Annotated in this window: 24 protein-coding genes and 1 other annotated feature; of the genes, 12 read left to right on the top strand and 12 right to left on the bottom strand. The window is 53.0% G+C overall.

Going from position 1 to position 16,693, the window contains the following annotated elements; translation table 11 throughout:
* Nucleotides 1–149: 149 nt before the first annotated feature.
* Entirely contained in the window at nt 150–371 is a 222-nt protein-coding gene (locus KNO95_RS07855) for a hypothetical protein (protein WP_051545946.1), read from the top strand.
* Between the two features lie 23 nt (nt 372–394).
* Here the strand turns inward: KNO95_RS07855 and relB are convergent, their stop codons facing one another.
* The gene (gene relB, locus KNO95_RS07850) at nt 395–619 is read right to left on the bottom strand and encodes a type II toxin-antitoxin system RelB family antitoxin (protein ID WP_214878617.1); all 225 of its coding nucleotides are present in this window, start codon (nt 617–619) and stop codon (nt 395–397) included.
* A gap of 101 nt (nt 620–720) precedes the next feature.
* Here relB and KNO95_RS07845 point away from each other — a divergent pair, with 101 nt between their 5' ends.
* From KNO95_RS07845 to KNO95_RS07835, 3 genes are read left to right on the top strand one after another with little or no spacing between them, the layout of a single operon-like run.
* A complete protein-coding gene (locus tag KNO95_RS07845) occupies nt 721–1,422 on the top strand; it encodes an ABC transporter ATP-binding protein (protein ID WP_214703272.1) in 702 nt (233 codons plus the stop codon).
* Nucleotides 1,422–2,189: an ABC transporter permease gene (locus KNO95_RS07840; RefSeq protein ID WP_214878615.1), complete on the top strand. Its 768-nt coding sequence runs from the start codon at nt 1,422–1,424 to the stop codon at nt 2,187–2,189. The genes KNO95_RS07845 and KNO95_RS07840 overlap by 1 nt, the downstream gene beginning before the upstream one ends.
* A 2-nt stretch (nt 2,190–2,191) precedes the next feature.
* Nucleotides 2,192–2,554, top strand: coding sequence for a VOC family protein (locus KNO95_RS07835; protein ID WP_026825245.1), 363 nt, complete (start codon nt 2,192–2,194; stop codon nt 2,552–2,554).
* A gap of 41 nt (nt 2,555–2,595) precedes the next feature.
* Here KNO95_RS07835 and KNO95_RS07830 read toward each other — a convergent pair whose 3' ends face one another.
* From KNO95_RS07830 to KNO95_RS07805, 6 genes are all read right to left on the bottom strand, one after another.
* Nucleotides 2,596–3,060 (bottom strand): hypothetical protein, encoded by a 465-nt coding sequence (locus KNO95_RS07830; RefSeq protein WP_026825246.1) that lies wholly within the window; start codon nt 3,058–3,060, stop codon nt 2,596–2,598.
* A gap of 118 nt (nt 3,061–3,178) precedes the next feature.
* Nucleotides 3,179–3,778, bottom strand: coding sequence for a short chain dehydrogenase (locus KNO95_RS07825; RefSeq protein WP_026825247.1), 600 nt, complete (start codon nt 3,776–3,778; stop codon nt 3,179–3,181).
* A gap of 69 nt (nt 3,779–3,847) precedes the next feature.
* Nucleotides 3,848–4,207, bottom strand: coding sequence for a nuclear transport factor 2 family protein (locus tag KNO95_RS07820; RefSeq protein ID WP_026825248.1), 360 nt, complete (start codon nt 4,205–4,207; stop codon nt 3,848–3,850).
* Entirely contained in the window at nt 4,204–4,536 is a 333-nt protein-coding gene (locus tag KNO95_RS07815; RefSeq protein WP_026825249.1) for a DMT family transporter, read from the bottom strand. Before KNO95_RS07815 ends, KNO95_RS07820 begins: the two co-directional genes overlap by 4 nt.
* Before the next feature lie 11 nt (nt 4,537–4,547).
* Nucleotides 4,548–4,856 (bottom strand): DMT family transporter, encoded by a 309-nt coding sequence (locus KNO95_RS07810; protein ID WP_026825250.1) that lies wholly within the window; start codon nt 4,854–4,856, stop codon nt 4,548–4,550.
* Between the two features lies 1 nt (nt 4,857).
* Nucleotides 4,858–5,385 (bottom strand): TetR/AcrR family transcriptional regulator, encoded by a 528-nt coding sequence (locus KNO95_RS07805; RefSeq protein ID WP_051545947.1) that lies wholly within the window; start codon nt 5,383–5,385, stop codon nt 4,858–4,860.
* 184 nt (nt 5,386–5,569) lie between these two features.
* Between KNO95_RS07805 and KNO95_RS07800 the strand changes: the two genes are divergently transcribed.
* From KNO95_RS07800 to KNO95_RS07770, 7 genes are all read left to right on the top strand, one after another.
* Nucleotides 5,570–5,857, top strand: a complete 288-nt coding sequence (locus KNO95_RS07800; RefSeq protein WP_026825251.1) for a hypothetical protein — start codon at nt 5,570–5,572, stop codon at nt 5,855–5,857.
* A 5-nt stretch (nt 5,858–5,862) separates the two neighbouring features.
* Nucleotides 5,863–6,156: a hypothetical protein gene (locus KNO95_RS07795; protein WP_026825252.1), complete on the top strand. Its 294-nt coding sequence runs from the start codon at nt 5,863–5,865 to the stop codon at nt 6,154–6,156.
* A 237-nt stretch (nt 6,157–6,393) separates the two neighbouring features.
* Complete coding sequence (locus tag KNO95_RS07790; RefSeq protein WP_026825253.1) at nt 6,394–7,404, top strand: siderophore ABC transporter substrate-binding protein; 1,011 nt, start codon at nt 6,394–6,396, stop codon at nt 7,402–7,404.
* Nucleotides 7,405–7,413: 9 nt separating this feature from the next.
* Complete coding sequence (locus KNO95_RS07785; protein WP_026825254.1) at nt 7,414–8,418, top strand: ABC transporter permease; 1,005 nt, start codon at nt 7,414–7,416, stop codon at nt 8,416–8,418.
* A complete protein-coding gene (locus KNO95_RS07780) occupies nt 8,415–9,473 on the top strand; it encodes an iron chelate uptake ABC transporter family permease subunit (protein WP_026825255.1) in 1,059 nt (352 codons plus the stop codon). Before KNO95_RS07785 ends, KNO95_RS07780 begins: the two co-directional genes overlap by 4 nt.
* Nucleotides 9,470–10,222 (top strand): iron ABC transporter ATP-binding protein, encoded by a 753-nt coding sequence (locus KNO95_RS07775; RefSeq protein WP_214878613.1) that lies wholly within the window; start codon nt 9,470–9,472, stop codon nt 10,220–10,222. The genes KNO95_RS07780 and KNO95_RS07775 overlap by 4 nt, the downstream gene beginning before the upstream one ends.
* Nucleotides 10,223–10,239: 17 nt before the next feature.
* Nucleotides 10,240–10,935, top strand: a complete 696-nt coding sequence (locus tag KNO95_RS07770; RefSeq protein ID WP_026825256.1) for a ferredoxin reductase domain-containing protein — start codon at nt 10,240–10,242, stop codon at nt 10,933–10,935.
* Between the two features lie 3 nt (nt 10,936–10,938).
* Here the strand turns inward: KNO95_RS07770 and KNO95_RS07765 are convergent, their stop codons facing one another.
* A complete protein-coding gene (locus tag KNO95_RS07765) occupies nt 10,939–11,514 on the bottom strand; it encodes an anthranilate synthase component II (RefSeq protein ID WP_026825257.1) in 576 nt (191 codons plus the stop codon).
* Nucleotides 11,511–12,842 (bottom strand): anthranilate synthase component I, encoded by a 1,332-nt coding sequence (gene trpE, locus KNO95_RS07760; protein ID WP_026825258.1) that lies wholly within the window; start codon nt 12,840–12,842, stop codon nt 11,511–11,513. The genes KNO95_RS07765 and trpE overlap by 4 nt, the downstream gene beginning before the upstream one ends.
* 44 nt (nt 12,843–12,886) lie before the next feature.
* Between trpE and KNO95_RS07755 the strand changes: the two genes are divergently transcribed.
* Nucleotides 12,887–13,465 carry a DUF3885 domain-containing protein gene (locus tag KNO95_RS07755; protein WP_026825259.1) on the top strand — a complete coding sequence of 193 codons (579 nt, stop codon included), beginning with the start codon at nt 12,887–12,889 and terminating at the stop codon, nt 13,463–13,465.
* Nucleotides 13,462–13,693: a binding site (T-box leader), on the bottom strand. It overlaps the preceding gene by 4 nt.
* A 49-nt stretch (nt 13,694–13,742) precedes the next feature.
* Here the strand turns inward: KNO95_RS07755 and KNO95_RS07750 are convergent.
* From KNO95_RS07750 to KNO95_RS07740, 3 genes are read right to left on the bottom strand one after another with little or no spacing between them, the layout of a single operon-like run.
* Nucleotides 13,743–14,009, bottom strand: coding sequence for a hypothetical protein (locus KNO95_RS07750; protein WP_026825260.1), 267 nt, complete (start codon nt 14,007–14,009; stop codon nt 13,743–13,745).
* Between the two features lie 34 nt (nt 14,010–14,043).
* Nucleotides 14,044–14,328 (bottom strand): hypothetical protein, encoded by a 285-nt coding sequence (locus KNO95_RS07745; RefSeq protein WP_051545948.1) that lies wholly within the window; start codon nt 14,326–14,328, stop codon nt 14,044–14,046.
* A gap of 12 nt (nt 14,329–14,340) precedes the next feature.
* Nucleotides 14,341–16,566: a C40 family peptidase gene (locus tag KNO95_RS07740; RefSeq protein WP_235181825.1), complete on the bottom strand. Its 2,226-nt coding sequence runs from the start codon at nt 16,564–16,566 to the stop codon at nt 14,341–14,343.
* Nucleotides 16,567–16,693 lie beyond the last annotated feature (127 nt).

Below are 16,693 nucleotides of genomic sequence, written 5' to 3'. Positions count from 1 at the left end.
TACGGACAAGGGATTTCAAAATGTAACTCGAATGTTGAATCAGATGACACAATTCGAAAGGTGAAGAAATATGACCGTAACTACATTTGTTGGTGTGTTTATTTTTTGGTCTTTTACTCTCTTATAGAAATACGGATGAAGGCTCACGAATGGGGATTTTAGAGCATTTAGATAGGGATTATGCACATCTTGAGTACGGGAATTGGACGTTATTCAAAATGAAAAATTCTAGTTATCTGGAATGGTTTGCCCAAGAGTCTTTGGAACAATATGAGGGCATGGGTGAAGTGGAGCACTATGTTTTTCTTACATCAAATGATGTGATTGAAGTGCTATTCGTTGATCCTCCGACAATAACAAAGGTGGTATAGCGTAGATTTTATTTGTATAACATTTATTCCCCGTCCAATTCTTTCATCATCTCTTCAAATGAGATTGCTTTCGATTCCTTTTGATGATGATACATCGTTTCGTGATATCGATTTAAGTCTCTTTCTTTTTGAATATGTTCAATCATCACATCGCGAATGAAGGTAGACAGGTGCAGCTGTTTCGCTTCTACATATTCCTTAATGACGCTCGCATCTTCTTCATTGAGATGGATATTTATTGTTTCCATCACAGACACCCCCTTAATCTGATTATAACCGATTACAAACTGCATTCTTGACCACCTCATCCGCTCTTTTCTGTACACTAGAACCAGGAGGCGAGAGAAGCATGTCAATCATTGAATTCAAAGATGTGAGTCATCAAGACATCCTGCACCATGTGTCCGGGACGTTCCGGGAAGGACGAATCACGACCTTCGTCGGACCGAGCGGCGCCGGCAAGACGACGTGTCTGAAGCATATCAACGGATTGCTGTCACCAGACACGGGCACGATTTTATTTAAAGGGGAAGACATCGCGGAGATGGACATCCTCGAACTTCGAAAGAAAATCGGGATGGCGTTCCAAAGTGCGCCGATGATTCAAGGGACGGTGTACGACAACTTGAATCTCCCGAAAGCCATCTTCGACGAGACACTCGACCGTGATCGGGCTGCCGAGTTGCTCCATCGCGTCGACTTGAGTGAGGCGTTCCTCGACCAACCCGTCAAATCACTGTCGGGTGGGGAACGAAGTCGGGTCGCCATCGCCCGGACGCTCGTCAATAAACCGGACGTGCTCTTGCTCGATGAGATCACGGCGAGCCTTGATTACCGGACGGTGAAAGAGATTGAGCGACTCATCCGAAAACTGCAACAATCGTATGGCGTTACCGTCATCTGGATCACCCATGACCTCGATCAAGCGCGTCGGGTAAGTGACGATATGTGGTTCTTGAAGGACGGGGAACTACTTGCTTACGGGGACGCATCGTTCATCGATGAGTCGGACGATCCCGTCATCCAACAATTCGTCAGGGGGGAAGATTGATGTCATACATTGAACTCGCGACGGCGCTCATTTTCGTCGTCATCCCGCTTGCCTTGACGCTCGTCCTACGACTTGGACTTGAGCGAGATATTATCATTGCGACCGTCCGCTCCATTATTCAACTGTTGATTATCGGCTATATCTTGACGTTTGTCTTTGAGAGTGACAGTCCCATCTTCATGCTGTTGATGATTTTACTCATGATTGTCGCCGCGACACAAAACATCCGACGGAAAGGGGACGGGATTCCGGGCATCATGTGGATCATCGTCTTGACGCTCGTGACGATCGAAGCGCTGACGATGGGACTCCTGCTCGGGCTCGGTATCATCCCATTCGAGCCGGAAAAGGTCATTCCGATCAGCGGGATGGTCATCGGGAACAGCATGGTGTTATCACTCCTGTTCTTGAACAAGTTCAAAGACGAGGTCGAGCGGAGTGACGACGTCATTGAACTCATTCTTTCACTCGGCGGCACACCAAAAGTGGCCATCGACAATAGCTTGAAGAATGCGATTCGCACGAGCATGATCCCGACCGTCGAGGCTCAAAAGACGATGGGGCTCGTCCAGCTACCGGGGATGATGAGCGGTCTCATCATTGGGGGAGCCGACCCGATGGAAGCGGTTTTGTATCAACTCTTGATCCTCTTCTTGATTTTGACGACCGCCTCGATCTCGGCGACGCTCGTCGGCTATCTGGCGTACCCGCGTTTGTTCAACGAGAAGATGCAGTATATCGGACTGACCTATCGGAAGGGGAAATGAGCATGATCACAGGGATTCATCATGTCCAGCTCACGATTCCAATTGGAGCGGAGCGAGAGGCGAAGGCGTTCTATTGTGAGTTTCTCGGTCTACGTGAAATCGAGAAGCCGGAGTCACTGAAAGGACGTGGCGGATTTTGGCTTCAGGTCGGCGACCGTTCCGTCCATGTCGGGGCAGAGGACGACGTGGAACGACAGAAGACGAAAGCGCATATCGCATACGCGATGACGGATTTAGGTCATTGGAAGGAAGCGCTTCGAGAGAACGAGATTTCTTACTCCGAAGGCATCCCGATTCCAGGATACGACCGATTCGAGTTCAGAGACCCGTTCGGCAATCGGGTCGAGATGATTCAACCGCTCTGACGAAAGGGAGCATCCATTGCGGATGCTCCCTTTGTCGTTCTTCAAGAAATACCGAACAGGCGAGTCACTTGCTCCCATTCGGACGGATAGGCGTTGCTGCCATGATGCTCGTGAATGAGTGTCCCGTTCGTGTATACGCTGAGATTCCACTGTGTACCGTCTAGCGTGCGAATCCCTTCGAGTTCTTCGAAAACGGTTGGCCACCAATTCGTTCCAAGCAGATGAAACGCGACACGCATCTGTTTCGCTTCCTCGCCCTCGTAGTATTCGAATTCAAAGGGCTCGGTGATTGACGTATCGGACCGATCAATGTGTCGAAGGACGGTGCCCCTCTCAAAAAAGGTGATTGTACTCACATCATACGTGCCGAACCCACCGACGCGGAAGATGACCTCGATCATCGATTCCTGAGGACGACCGATCGCCTGTAAGGCGCGCTTTTGGAGCGGATGTTCGACGAAAGAAGAGGGAATGTGATAAAGGGCGCGAAACGTTTTGTCTTTCATGAAACTTCAACCTTTCCCGGGTATAAGATGCCCCGAGTATAGCGGAATCTTCCGGACGAGGGAGATAAAATAAAGTGTAAGGTACGAAAAAAGCACCTCTTGAAGAGATGCTTCGTTGTTAGTAGACTTCGTACGTCTGTCCGGTCTGCGCGCCTTCGACGCTTTTCACATAGGCGAGGGCGACCCGTTCACCCGGTACCGCCGCGTAGCCTCGGAAATACGGGCCGTACGCATCGAGCGCTTCGACGAGGACGTTCGGGCTGACGTTGTTGATACGGATGCCCCGTGGCATCTCAATCGCCGCACCGGTCACGAATCCTTTGATGGCGCCGTTCGCGAGTGCCGCTGATGCGCCCTCCTTGATCGGGTCGTCCATCAAGATTCCGCTCGTCAATGTAAAGCTGCCGCCATCGTTCACATAATCGAGCCCGAGAAGGACGAGGTTGACCTGTCCTTTGATCTTGCTGTCGATACTCTTCTGATTATCTGCCGGCGTCATCTCGGAAAGCGGACCGAAATGCGTGCTGCCCGCCGTACTGATGACCGCGTCGACCCGTCCGACCGTCTCATACATCTGGCGGATGCTGTCTTCAGAAGTGAGGTCGACTTGCACGTCTGCCCCGTTACGCCCAGCCCGGATGATCGTATGTGTTTTCTCCAACTCTTTTGCGACGGTCTGACCGACCGTGCCGCTTGCCCCAACGAGTAAAATTTTCATAAAGAAACTGCCCCTTTCGTCACGCTTGGATTCCACTTCAGAGTAGCGGAAGATGAGGACGTTCGGCAATCAAGTTGCCTCTTTCGGGACGACCGTACCTTGATGAAATCGCATCTTCCAACGCCCGTCCACGAATACCCAAATCGAGCTGCGGCGTGTTTCGCGCTTCAATATCGGTTGAACGAGATGGTACGTCACCAAAACGTGACCTTCCGTCAACGGATGCAGCGTGAATTCGGATAACACCGCCTCAATCGGGTCGAGCTGGAGTGTCGTCTGATTCCAATCTTGATACAGGATCCGTCCCGAGCTACCGATTTCAAAGAAGTCTTCGGTCAACAGTTCACGCAATCGCTCCGTCGACTGCCTGACTTCCGTCGTGAGTAACGCTTCTTCTAGTGTTTGAAGATAATCTACCAACTCGTTCATGTCACGACTTCCTCTCTTTGTTGATTCATCACGATGACGCCGAGGACGATCAACAAGAGACCGATGGCGTTTAGTGTGGAGAGAACTTCCCCGTACACGAACACCCCGATGAGCCCCGTCGCCACCGTGCCGAGCCCGGCCCAGATGCTATAAGCGATACTGAGGGGAATCGTCTTCAACACGTTGCCCATGAGGGTGAACGAGGCGGCGAAACTGACCAAGAGGATGGCACTCGGTACGAGGTTCGTGAATCCATCCGACAGCTTCAACATCGACGTCCCGAGTACCTCAAATCCGATAGAAAAGAACAGTAAAAGATAGGCTTTCATTTCGATTCACCTCACACTTTCATGAAGACGAGCCCGATGATGACGAGCCCGATCCCCGCAATTTTTTGACGACTGATTTGTTCCCGGAAGACGACGAATCCGATCACCGCCGTGAGTGCCGTCCCGACCCCGCTCCAAAATGCATATGCGAAGCTGAGCGGAATGGTGAAGAGGGCAAGTGACAACAAATAAAATGCCGTCCCATAACCGAAGGCGACCCCGAGAATCGGAAGTCGGCTCGTCGAGGTGGCGTTCACTTTCAACATGCTCGACCCGAACAGTTCTGAGGCGATGGCCCCGATCAAATAGATGAATCCCATATTACGAACCTCCTTGAACCAACTCGTCACATGCCTCCCGAATGAGTGTCGCCGCACGGTCCTTGAACGATTCGCTATACCCATACAAGACAGCGAACCAAAAGCCGTCACAGAGGAGACGAAGTTTTAAAATCGCATCCTGGTCCGGTCCATCTGCAGCGAATCGCTCGTTCCAACCGGTCGACACGTCACTCCAGATCGACTCGCTCGTCGCATCTTCTTGTGAGGAGATAAAGACGGCGACGAGGTCCGTGTCCCCGTGATCAACATCCTCCAACGTCGCGAGGGCATAGGCACGGGTAAATGAATATGGACCGTCCGATAGATGGGCGGTGATTCGTTTCTCGAACGTCTCGATGGCGAATTCGTTCATCTGACGCAATAAGTTGGCCTTATTGTCGAAATGATAGAGGACCCCGGCTTTCGTGATTCCTGCTTTCGTCGCCAATCGTTCGAGCGACAACTGACTGATTCCGTCTTCTCGAATCATCTGGGCGGCAGTCTGTAGCAACAATTGTTTTTTACTCATCCGATCACACCTCTCTTTACTTTACTGACCGTTCAGTAAAGTTAGTTTATCAAAATTTGAAAGGGGTTGTCGAGATAGAACGTTGATGGAATAATCAGGGAAAAGGGGGGCGTGACATGGGTTCACATTTGATACATCTCTTCATTGCAAATGAGATGGTCAGACGGAAGCGGGAGATGCGCGTATGAACAAGCGATACGCACCGTTATATGCGACGCTCGAACTATTTATTTTGACAATCATCACTTTCTTCACGCTGAACGGCCGAGTGTTTCCGAACCTCGATTTGATGACGGTCATCTGGGTATATCTCGCGATTGACATCGCCTTGTTCGCCACGTTGATTTGGGGATTCTTCACGAAGGATCGAATCATTAAAATCTACACGCTGCTTGCGACAATCGGATTGATGATTCCATTGTCGATTTGGATTTTCCTGTTGCTGTTGGCGAACGGGATCTCGGAGGTATGAGTGGAATGGAACTGCCTAAACCAACTCCATTTTTGATGCGCCGCGTGCCGTTTTTCATCTTGTATGCCCTTTGCGGTCCGCTTGCGCTTCTCATCTTGATTATTTACTGGCGAGACACACCGACTAACGATCGAGGACCGTATTTATTTTTCTCGGTCGTGTTCTCGCTGTTCTTCATCACGAAAATCATACCGGACGGATTATTGAGGATCGTGATTTTCTCAGCGACGTATACGTTCGTCTTATTCGTCACATACATCATTCTCGATCGAAAACGAAATCGTAATGACAATGAGTAACTTTGAAAGTGGACCTCTCCGCTTTCTTTTTTTGTGCGTGCATCTATGGAAAGAAAAATTTTCCTATCCGAATCTTGTCAAATTGGCATTGCGTATCCTAATTTTGTTTGTTATGCTACTTGATGAAAACGACAATGATAATCATTATCACTGACAACGAGAGCGCGATACTAGACATACATAACCAACGCGACTCGTTCTAGATATGAGAATCATTGAACTTTACATACAGAGGAGATGGATGAAGTGGGGAAATTCAAGATTTCACTCATGTTGACGTTGCTCGTCTTCGTACTCGCCGCATGTGGCGGAACGAGTGAGACGAAGAAAGAAGAGAACGTCGGCAGCGCAACAAAGACAGAGACGGTCGAGATTACGGATGCACATGGCACGATCGAGGTACCGGTCAATCCGGAGAAGGTCGTCGCCCTCGATAACCGGACGTTCGAAACATTGGCAGCATGGGACATCGACTTGGTGGCGGCACCAATCGGACTCCTTCCAGCGGAGTCACCATATGCATCAGACAAAGACATCAGTGATGTCGGCATGCACTTCGAGCCGAACTTAGAGGCGATTGCGGGAGTTGACCCAGACGTCGTCATCGTCGGTCAACGCTTCGCGGATTACTACGAGGACATCAAAAAGTTGGTACCGGAAGCGGCGGTCATCGATTTGAACATCGAAATCCCAGAAGATTCAGGCACACCGGGTGAGATTTTAGTCAAAGGATTGACAGACACGACGCTCACACTCGGAAAAATCTTTGACAAAAACACAGAAGCCGAAACGATCGTCGCTGACCTCGACAAGTCGATTGAAGACGCGAAAGCGGCATACAACGGAAAAGATACAATCATGTCAGTCATCGTATCGGGCGGAGACATCGGGTTCTCAGCACCGGTAACGGGACGCGTGTTCGGACCGATGTACGACATCTTCGGATGGGTCCCAGCCCTTGAAGTCGAGAAGACGACAGGTGACCACGAAGGTGACGAAGTATCCGTCGAAGCCATCGCGGAAAGCAATCCGGACTGGTTGTTCGTCCTCGACCGTGACGCACCACTCGGTGACGCGGAAGGCGCAGTACCAGCCGAAGACGTGATCGACAACGCACCGGCGCTTCAAAAGACGACGGCTGTGACGAAAGAGCAAATCGTCTATGCCCCGAAAGACACGTACTTGAACGAATCGATTCAAACGTACGCGGAATTCTTCAACAGTGTCACGGAAGCGCTCGCGAAGTAAGGTTCCGTCATGCAAAAACCATTGACAGCCAGGGTTGAGACGATGTCTCAGCCCTCCTTTTCTAGATTGTGGACGAAGTCGTTCGTATTCACCGTGATCATCGTCCTCGGTTTGGCGGTGCTGTCGCTCTTTACCGGGGTGTACGATCTGTCACGGACAGACGGCTTCGATATGTTTTGGATCACCCGAGTCCCACGGACGGTCGCCCTCATGCTGACGGGTGCGGCGATGGCGATGGCGGGGCTCGTCATGCAGCTCATCACGCAAAACCGTCTCGTCGAGCCGACGACGACGGGGACGCTCGAATGGGCGGGTCTCGGACTGCTCACTGTTTACTTACTCGTACCGGCACCGAGCCTCATGATGCGGATGACCGGGGCAATCGTCTTCGCATTCATCGGGACGATGGTCTTCTTCTGGTTCTTACGTTCGGTCAAACTCCGATCATCGCTCATCGTGCCAATCATCGGGCTCATGTTAGGGGCGGTCATCTCCGCCATCTCGACGTTCCTCGGTCTTTTCTTCCGGGCAAGCCAGGCAATCGAGGGTTGGTTCGTCGGTTCGTTCGCCTCGGTGCAAATCGGGCGCTACGAGTATCTATGGGTCATCATCGTCGTGACGGTGCTCATCTTTTTACTGGCGAATCGCTTGACGCTCGCGGGCCTCGGGGAAGACATCGCGACGAGTCTCGGCGTGAACTATAACCAGCTCATGATGATGGCGACGGGGCTGATCGCCTTATCGGTCGGTGTCGTGGCGACGGTCATCGGGAATTTGCCGTTCCTTGGACTCATCGTTCCGAACCTCGTCTCGATGTTCCGCGGGGATGATTTGCGAAGCAACCTGCCATGGGTCTGTCTTGTCGGGATGGGTGCGATTCTCGTCAGTGACTTGATCTCACGGACGATCATCATGCCGTTCGAGCTCCCGGTCTCCCTCATTCTCGGGACGGTCGGGGCAGTCGTCTTCATCATGATCTTAATGCGACAACGGAAGAAGGGAGGGGTTCGATGAGTACGGTCATGGAACGAGACGGTGTCGACGTATCAATTGGGGAATTGACAGAAGAACGTCACGCCTTGGCGTTTCAATCGAAACGGGCGAGCAGGCGCTATTGGCTCTTCTTAAGTGCCTTCATTCTCGGCGGACTGTTGTGTGCGCTCGGACTTCTCCTTTATAACAATCCGGTCCCGATGGACTCCCCGTCATTCGTGCCGGTCGTGGAACGGCGGATCGTCGCCATCGTCACGATGCTGATTGCGGCCCTCTGTCAAAGTCTCGCGACGGTCGCGTTCCACTCCGTGACGAACAACCGTATCATCACCCCGTCGCTGCTCGGGTTCGACGCGCTCTACTCGACAATCCAGACGAGCATGGTGTTCTTCTTCGGGGCAGGGGCATTGATTGGATTTTCGGGAACGGGCGCCTTCTTGATCCAAGTCGGTCTCATGGTGACGATGAGTCTTCTCCTCTACGGATGGCTCTTGTCAGGCAAATACGCCAACTTGCAGCTCATGCTGCTCGTCGGGATCATCATCGGGACGGGACTGAACTCGGTGTCGTCGTTCATGCGCCGCATGCTCGCTCCGTCCGAGTTCGATATCCTGCAAGCGCGGCTGTTCGGTTCGGTGACGAATGCCGACGTGGCGTACTTCCCCATCGTCATTCCAATTGTCGTCATCGCCGGGACACTCTTGTTCCTGTTCTCGAATCGATTGAATATCGTCGCACTCGGCAAGGACGTCGCGACGACGTTCGGGGTGAACCATCGGAGGAGCGTCATCTACACGCTCGTCCTCATCTCACTCCTCATGTCGGTCTCGACAGCGCTCATCGGACCGCTCACGTTCTTCGGATTTTTAGTCGCGACGCTCAGCTATCAGGTCGCCTCGACGTATGATCATAAATACGTCTTTCCGATGGCGTTCGCCCTAGGGTTCTTCGTCCTGACGAGCGCGTATTTCTTTATGTATCACATATTCCAGACGCCAAGTGTCGTCTCCGTCATCATCGAACTGTTCGGCGGACTCATCTTCTTGGCCGTCATTCTAAGGAAGAGGTCGCTATGATTCAAATCGAACAAGTCAAAAAATCGTATACAGACGACGTCCACATCGGACCGCTCACGCTCGACATCCCGAAAGCCGGGTTCACCTCATTGATTGGACCGAACGGGGCGGGCAAGTCGACGACGCTCATGATGATCGGACGGTTGCTCAACTTAGACGAGGGACAGATCCAAGTCGCCGGCATGGACGTGTCGAGCACGAAGTCGAAAGACTTGGCGAAAATCATCACCATCCTGCGTCAAGAGAACCACTTCGTGACAAGGCTCACGGTCCGGCAACTCGCCGGGTTCGGGCGTTTCCCGTACTCGAAAGGACGCCTCACAAAAGAGGACGAGGCGATCATCTCGAAATATATCGACTTCCTCGACTTGACCGCGCTCGAGAACCGCTATCTCGACGAGCTCTCAGGGGGACAAAGGCAGCGTGCGTATGTGGCGATGGTGCTCTGTCAGGAGACGGAATACGTCCTCCTCGATGAGCCGCTCAACAACTTGGACATCGCCCGTTCGGTAAAGATGATGGAGTATTTACGCCACGTCGCCGATGAGTTCGGACGGACAATCGTCACGGTGCTCCACGATATCAACTTTGCGGCGAAATATTCGGATCGCATCTGTGCGATGAAAGACGGACAGATTGCTGCGTTTGGAACGGTCGATGAAATCATGGACGCGAAGATTCTATCCGATATTTTTGAGACGAAACTGGAAATCATCGAAGGTCCGTATGGGCCAATTGCGGTGTATTAACGAAAGGGAGGATTCACATGAAAATTGACTGGACACCGATCACCAAAGTAGTGGCGGAGGCACCGGATACATACACGTTCCATCTCGCCTTGCCACCTGAATTTACGTGGCAGGAAGGGGCGCACACGCATCTCGCGCTCGAAGGGTTCAACGCCGGGGACAAGCCGGACCGGAGCCTCGTACGCCATATGTCGATCTCGACGTTGCCAAACGAAGGGGCAATCGGGATTACGACCCGCATCAAATCCGAATGCTCGACGTTTAAATCGATCCTTCGCGACATGGTACCGGGAGACAAGGTCGCCTTGTTCAAGACACATTCGAACGTCCCGCTCGAACGGAGCGGGAAGAATGTCTACTTGTTATCGGCTGGGGTCGGACTCGCGACATTCCGTCCGGTCGTCCTCGACTATTTGGCGAACGGGGAAGGCGTCCCGCATCTTCATTCGTTGAACGTCGATTCGTCGAAGGCGTATCTATTCGGTGACATCTTCGAATCGAACGAATGCTTCACATCAGAGTTCGTTCCGAGTCGGAAAGACTACTACGAACGCGTGGAGATGATGGCATCCGACAAGGACGCCTTGTTCTACATCGTCGGCAGTGACGAACTGTTGCGCGAGACGATCCACGTACTCCGGACGAACGGGGTGGCATGTGACAATATCAAGATCGACAAGCATGATTTTCAGCGGGAAGACTTTTTAGGCTGACACTCAAACCGGGGACACGTGCCCCGGTTTTTTCGTGCACAGTTGGACGAAGCGCTCGAAGATGCTACGTCCGTCCGGTGTACCGATCGACTCGGGGTGGAACTGGACACCGTACGTCGGATGGTTCGGGTGTTCGAGTGCCATGATGACACCGTCTGTCGTCTCGGCCGTGACTGTCAGTTCGGTCTCTTGTACGACGAGCGAGTGATAGCGCATGACGTCCATCGACAATCCTTCGAAGAGGACACCAGGAACCGTATTGATCCGTGAGACTTTACCATGCATCACCTCGTTCGCCCGTCCGACATTCCCCCCGAACGCCTTGGCGATGACCTGATGGCCGAGACAGACCCCGAGAATCGGGATGTAGCCGGACAATTGTCGAACGACCGCGAGTGAGACACCGGCATCTTGTGGACCGCCGGGACCGGGAGAAAGGATGATGCCACTCGGGTTCATGCGACGGATTTCTTCTATAGTATGTTCGTCGTTCCGAATGACACAGACGTCACTGAAGCGGGCGACGTCCTGATAGACGTTATACGTGAACGAATCGTAATTGTCGATGAGGAGAATCATGCGAACACCTCCAATAGGGATTTGGCTTTGTGCAACGTTTCTTCATATTCCGATACCGGGTCTGAGTCATAGACGATGCCGGCACCGGCTTGAACATGGGCCGTGTCACCTTGGACGACCATCGTCCGGATGGCGAGGGCGAAGTCGAATCCGCCGCGGACGTCGAGATAGCCGACCGCCCCGGCGTAAACTTCTCGTTTCACCGTCTCGAGCTCGTCAATCAACTGCATCGCCCGAATCTTTGGAGCCCCGGAGACAGTACCGGCCGGAAGACAGGCACGGAGCGCATCGATCGGGGTCACATCGTCACGTAAATCCCCTTCGACTTCCGAGACGAGATGCATCACGTTTTTGAATCGTTCGAGCTCGATGTGTTTCGGGATAGTGACCGTGCCGACTTTGGCGACCCGCCCGATATCGTTCCGTCCGAGGTCGAGGAGCATCCGGTGCTCGGCGAGTTCCTTCTCATCTTGAAGGAGTGACTCCGCGTGACGCATGTCTTCCTCGACGGTCTTCCCACGAGGGCGTGTCCCGGCAATCGGATTCGTCGTCACTTTGCCGTTCTCGACGCGGACGAGACTCTCCGGGGAGGCCCCGAGGACGATTGCTTCCCCGAGGTCGATATAGAACAAGTACGGACTCGGATTTTGTTTCCGTAGCGTCCGATAAAAGTGGAACGGGTCCCCGGTGAACGTCGCGTCGATTCGTTGCGACAAGACGAGTTGGAACACCTCGCCTGCGAGGATTGCCTCTTTCGCCTGGAGCACACGGTCGATGAATTCATCCTTCGGTGTCAAAATCTGCTCGCTCGTCCGGACGACCGGTTCGAGGGCGTGCGTCTCCGGTGTCTCGAGCTGTACACGGATGGACTCAAGTCGCATCGTAGCATCCGTCTCACTCGTATCAAGCAAGATGACCTGTTCTTCGAGGTGGTCGTATAAGACGACCGTCTCATAGCGCTGGAAGAGGGCGTCTGGCAAATCACGCGTCACGATCGGCGTGTTCGGGATTGGTTCATATACGCGAAGCAAGTCGTAGCCGATATAGCCGACGGCACCGCCGATGAACGGGTATGGGGCAGTGAAGTCGTCACGAGTAATGCGTTTTGACAGGGCATGGAGCGGGTCGTCCGCATAGACCGTCCCCGTTGCATCCGTCACGTCGTTCCCATCGACCCGGATCGTCTCGACCGGGTTCGCCGCGATGATGGAGTAGCGACCGTGCTTGCCTTCCGCGCGACTTTCGAGTAATACCTTTCGTTCACCTTGCAGTCGGTGGAAGATTGCCACCGGTGTGAGTTCGTCGCCATTGATCATAAGTTGTTGCATTGAAAGAACCTCCTTATAATTGTGAGTAGAAAGGGGATGCATATATGTCAGTCTTACGACCGGACCAATTTTCAGGTGAAGCGTTGACCGAGCATATCGAACTCGAGGACACGCTGTCACCTTACGTTGATATCAAATCTGATGAACTGAATTTTGAGTATTTTGAGGCTGTCGTTCGTCATGCCCAGCAATTGTTTGATGCGTTGTTCGAAGAGGGCGACCCCATCCGGATCGTTTGGCATGTATATGGACAACCCGTCAAACCGACCCGTCTGTTCTGTTATATCCGAGACAAATCGGTGCGCTTCAAGACGACCGCCACATCGTGCATGTTCGATGACGAACCGTTATGGATGTTCACCGTGCCGATAGCGGACAAGTCCGCAATCCGTGTGCGACCACTCCTCGAGGCGATTTGTTATCGAGATTTTTATAGAAAATCGAAACCTCGTTTGAACGGTCAATATACGACGTATCCGTTCGTTCAGTTCATCCACGAACGAGAGGGGCACGTCTTGTTCGTATACGATGACCGCGGTGCGTATATCCGTGGTACCTCACCAGCCCACCTCCAATCGCTCAAACAAAAAATCTCCCCGCCCCGCATGCCCGATCGGACATGAAGGACGAGGAGATTCCCCGTGTTGCCACCTTCGTTGAAAGACGCCTTGTCTTCCCACTCATCGCGAACCATCATTCGCTGTCCCCGATAACGGGAGGACCCGTCAGAGCCTACATGTCGGTCTGAACGCTCAAAAGCCCATTCGCGCAAGGTACGACACCGGTTCGCATCGACCACCGGCTTTCTGAAGACGTCCCTTCGCGCTACTCTTCTTTCTCATCGCGAGTTCGTATGAATGTTATCGTTACTTTAACGGGATAAAGATGCATTGTCAAGCATCATTTGACCGAAGGGTGCTCCACCTGACGTTTGCCGATGAACGTGAACGTGATCCCCAACGCCAGGAGGGGAAGGAACCACCACTTTGTAAAGAAGAAGAGGGTGCCCCGATACATGAACCACTCCATGCCCCAGTAGGCAATCAGCGTGATCAAGGGAGCGATAGACAAGCGCTTCAGGCGCAGTGCGATGGCGACCCCTAGTCCGATTGTCAACGTTGGGACGATCACGAGTTGCCATAGGAACGGGTCGATATAGTGAAACATGGAGTGTCCTCCTTTAATGATGAATCACGACACATCAGGCAGATTTCGATGTTTTGCGTGGGCCGACGAGCACGAACGAGACGAAGAGCGAGAAGAATGCGTTGATGATTGTGAATGAACTGAACGACTCTATACTCAAGAAGCTCTCGTTGTAATACACCATCGCCATCATTTTTTCGATGATTCCATTCAATAGGAAGGTCACAACCGGACCAATCCAGAACCGTTTCGTTCTCCAAGCAGTTAGGACACCGATCCCGATCGTCGAAATCGGGACAATGACGAGCTGCCAAACAAGCGGATCAATAAACTCAAACATGGAGATTCCTCCTTATAACGATTTGTACCCGAGGAAGTACGGACGCCACATCGGGTCGTGCACCGAGTTGATTTGAAGCATCTCGCCCCCGGCATGGATGAAGAACTCGTCATCGAGCATGATGCCGATATGGGACGGACCGGATTTGTACGTGCCGGCGAAGAAGATGATATCCCCGCGACGACCATTCGTGACGCCCGTCCGTTTGTTCTTGAAGTGTCCGCTATACCAATAGCCCGACACGTTCGTGCGACCGCCGACTTTACCGGCCTGGTTCGTCGCATAATGGATGAGACCGGAACAGTCGAACCCACCGTTCAGCGGTGACTGCGAGCCCCATGTGTATGGTGTCCCGAGATGTTTCACGGCTGCGTTGATCAGACGCTCTTTTTGCGAGGTGTCGCGTTTCTTCAACAAGGCATCCTGTTTGATGCGGACGTCTTTTGTCTTGACGTAGACGGGGCGCCAGTCGTACTGGATGAGATACGAGTCGCCACTCTTCCCACGTGGGTAGATGCGACGTCCGGCATCGAGATACCCGATCGGACGCGTGTCGTTCGGGTTGGCATAGAACGGTGTCTTTTTCGTCGTCCCGTAGTGGGCGGCCGTATAGACGCTCGCCGGCTGGATCGCCTTCGGTTTCGTCTCGGCGATATACGGGTTCAACACGTAGACGCGTTTCCCGGACGGAAGACGGACGTGCCAGAAATCGGCATCGATCGAGCGAAGTCCGACGAGTTTCGTCCCACGCGGCAATGTGCCGGCCGGACGACCATACGCGACGTCAGCCGAGAAGTACGGCGTCCCGTTGAATTGCGTATAGAAGACCGTGCCCGCCTTTGGTTTCGCGGTCGGTTTCGAGACGGCAAGGTAGCCGGTCGCGACGTAACGATACGTCCCGTTCAGACGGATGCGTGTGTAATACCCACTCGTCCCGAACGTTTCGACGACTTGCCCACGTTTCAAGGAACCGACTTGTTTCACGACAGACGTCGAGGCGTATACTTCGACCTCATCATAGCGACTGTATCGCTTCCCCGTCGACTCGAAGCGAGGCGGTTTTTTTGTACTCGTCACGCTCGTCGGGATGAAGTAGTAGTTGCCTTTCGTGAAGATGCGGGTATAGTTGCCCTTCGTCCCGTAAATGCTGACGAGTTGTCCGCGCTTCAGGCTGAGGGACGTCTTCGACGACAGGACCGTTCGGGCATAAATCGACGTATCTTTCGTGATATACCGTTGTCCCGTCTTCAGCGGTGCCGGTTTCGTCGTGCCGAGCGATTTCGTCTCGACGAACAGGAACTGACCGCGCGTAAAGATGCGTGTGAAGTCATCGTCCGTCCCGTAGACGCTGACGAGCTGACTTCGTTTCAGCGACCCGACGACTTGTTTCTTGTCCGTATCTTGATAGATGTTGATCGCGCTGAGCGCATAGCGGCTACCCGTCTTCGTGTAGCGTGGCATCTTGTCCGCGAGCATGTCGCGCTTCATATAGACGTAAGCCCCGTCCTTGAAGAGGCGGGCCATGTCTCCGACGGTGCCGTATACGCTCGTCTTGTCACCGCGGACGAGGGAGTCAATCGTCTTTCCGGTCGCATCGGTGTAAGGAGATGTCGTCAAGACGAACTGGGTGCCCGTCTTGATCGGACGTGTGCTCGTCGTATCAAAGGCGACATAGCCGTAGCCGTCCGCCGTCTCGATGCGAATCATCGAACCGACGACAAAACCGTCGAGCGTCTGCCCGGGTTCGAGCTCGGCGATTTTGTCCCCGTCTGGCGCAGACAAGACGACCGCACCCACTTTGGCGTAACGGGTCACCGTCTCTGGTGGCGTCTCGCCGAGTGCGTCACGGGCGACATACGTCCCGTCCGTCGTGAGAAGACGATCACCTTCGATGTCGAAGACGTCGACCGCTGTCCCGATGGCGAGTGTCGCGACCGGATTGCCGGCAGCATCGAGCGCATCAGTTTCTGTTTGGATGTAACGTGTGACGGCGTGCACCAAGGCGTCATTTCGGACGAATCCGTTTTGCGCGTCGACCGTGACTGACGTATGCGTCTCGGTCACGTTATGGATCTCGACTCGTTGCGGCTCATCCGTCACGAGCAGGACGATCGATTCCTCCGGGTCGGCATAGAGGGTCGTGCCGGCACGAAGCATGGCATCTGACCCGACCGCTTGAGCGGGGAGTGTCCAAGAGAATGTAAAGAGTAAGAGCAAACTGAAGATTCGTTTCAACATTTCCACCTCGATTCATGAAATTTACAGTTTTTAGTATATATGTAGTCGATGTGAAATAGGTTGCATATTTCGATAAGAGGGAAATGATTGAGTCATTCGATGTTCTGCATTCCACTCGTTCGCTGTT

The organism is Exiguobacterium sp. ERU653 (assembly GCF_018617775.1).
GTDB classification, from domain to species: Bacteria; Bacillota; Bacilli; order Exiguobacteriales; family Exiguobacteriaceae; genus Exiguobacterium; species Exiguobacterium marinum.
The sequence above is the reverse complement of the archived record's forward strand: the minus strand, read 5'-3'. Positions and strand labels throughout refer to the sequence as shown.

What these genes read in the sequence shown, in the direction of transcription:
- KNO95_RS07830 (WP_026825246.1), bottom strand. Translation starts at nt 3,060, where the DNA reads ATGAAAGACAAAACGTTTCGCGCCCTTTATCACATTCCCTCTTCTTTC.
- KNO95_RS07755 (WP_026825259.1), top strand. Translation starts at nt 12,887, where the DNA reads ATGTCAGTCTTACGACCGGACCAATTTTCAGGTGAAGCGTTGACCGAG.
- KNO95_RS07800 (WP_026825251.1), top strand. Translation starts at nt 5,570, where the DNA reads ATGAACAAGCGATACGCACCGTTATATGCGACGCTCGAACTATTTATT.
- KNO95_RS07745 (WP_051545948.1), bottom strand. Translation starts at nt 14,328, where the DNA reads ATGTTTGAGTTTATTGATCCGCTTGTTTGGCAGCTCGTCATTGTCCCG.
- KNO95_RS07835 (WP_026825245.1), top strand. Translation starts at nt 2,192, where the DNA reads ATGATCACAGGGATTCATCATGTCCAGCTCACGATTCCAATTGGAGCG.
- KNO95_RS07805 (WP_051545947.1), bottom strand. Translation starts at nt 5,385, where the DNA reads ATGAGTAAAAAACAATTGTTGCTACAGACTGCCGCCCAGATGATTCGA.
- KNO95_RS07855 (WP_051545946.1), top strand. Translation starts at nt 150, where the DNA reads ATGGGGATTTTAGAGCATTTAGATAGGGATTATGCACATCTTGAGTAC.
- KNO95_RS07790 (WP_026825253.1), top strand. Translation starts at nt 6,394, where the DNA reads ATGGATGAAGTGGGGAAATTCAAGATTTCACTCATGTTGACGTTGCTC.
- KNO95_RS07775 (WP_214878613.1), top strand. Translation starts at nt 9,470, where the DNA reads ATGATTCAAATCGAACAAGTCAAAAAATCGTATACAGACGACGTCCAC.
- KNO95_RS07770 (WP_026825256.1), top strand. Translation starts at nt 10,240, where the DNA reads ATGAAAATTGACTGGACACCGATCACCAAAGTAGTGGCGGAGGCACCG.
- KNO95_RS07780 (WP_026825255.1), top strand. Translation starts at nt 8,415, where the DNA reads ATGAGTACGGTCATGGAACGAGACGGTGTCGACGTATCAATTGGGGAA.
- KNO95_RS07810 (WP_026825250.1), bottom strand. Translation starts at nt 4,856, where the DNA reads ATGGGATTCATCTATTTGATCGGGGCCATCGCCTCAGAACTGTTCGGG.
- KNO95_RS07820 (WP_026825248.1), bottom strand. Translation starts at nt 4,207, where the DNA reads ATGAACGAGTTGGTAGATTATCTTCAAACACTAGAAGAAGCGTTACTC.
- KNO95_RS07815 (WP_026825249.1), bottom strand. Translation starts at nt 4,536, where the DNA reads ATGAAAGCCTATCTTTTACTGTTCTTTTCTATCGGATTTGAGGTACTC.
- KNO95_RS07825 (WP_026825247.1), bottom strand. Translation starts at nt 3,778, where the DNA reads ATGAAAATTTTACTCGTTGGGGCAAGCGGCACGGTCGGTCAGACCGTC.
- KNO95_RS07785 (WP_026825254.1), top strand. Translation starts at nt 7,414, where the DNA reads ATGCAAAAACCATTGACAGCCAGGGTTGAGACGATGTCTCAGCCCTCC.
- KNO95_RS07845 (WP_214703272.1), top strand. Translation starts at nt 721, where the DNA reads ATGTCAATCATTGAATTCAAAGATGTGAGTCATCAAGACATCCTGCAC.
- trpE (WP_026825258.1), bottom strand. Translation starts at nt 12,842, where the DNA reads ATGCAACAACTTATGATCAATGGCGACGAACTCACACCGGTGGCAATC.
- KNO95_RS07740 (WP_235181825.1), bottom strand. Translation starts at nt 16,566, where the DNA reads ATGTTGAAACGAATCTTCAGTTTGCTCTTACTCTTTACATTCTCTTGG.
- KNO95_RS07795 (WP_026825252.1), top strand. Translation starts at nt 5,863, where the DNA reads ATGGAACTGCCTAAACCAACTCCATTTTTGATGCGCCGCGTGCCGTTT.
- relB (WP_214878617.1), bottom strand. Translation starts at nt 619, where the DNA reads ATGGAAACAATAAATATCCATCTCAATGAAGAAGATGCGAGCGTCATT.
- KNO95_RS07765 (WP_026825257.1), bottom strand. Translation starts at nt 11,514, where the DNA reads ATGATTCTCCTCATCGACAATTACGATTCGTTCACGTATAACGTCTAT.
- KNO95_RS07840 (WP_214878615.1), top strand. Translation starts at nt 1,422, where the DNA reads ATGTCATACATTGAACTCGCGACGGCGCTCATTTTCGTCGTCATCCCG.
- KNO95_RS07750 (WP_026825260.1), bottom strand. Translation starts at nt 14,009, where the DNA reads ATGTTTCACTATATCGACCCGTTCCTATGGCAACTCGTGATCGTCCCA.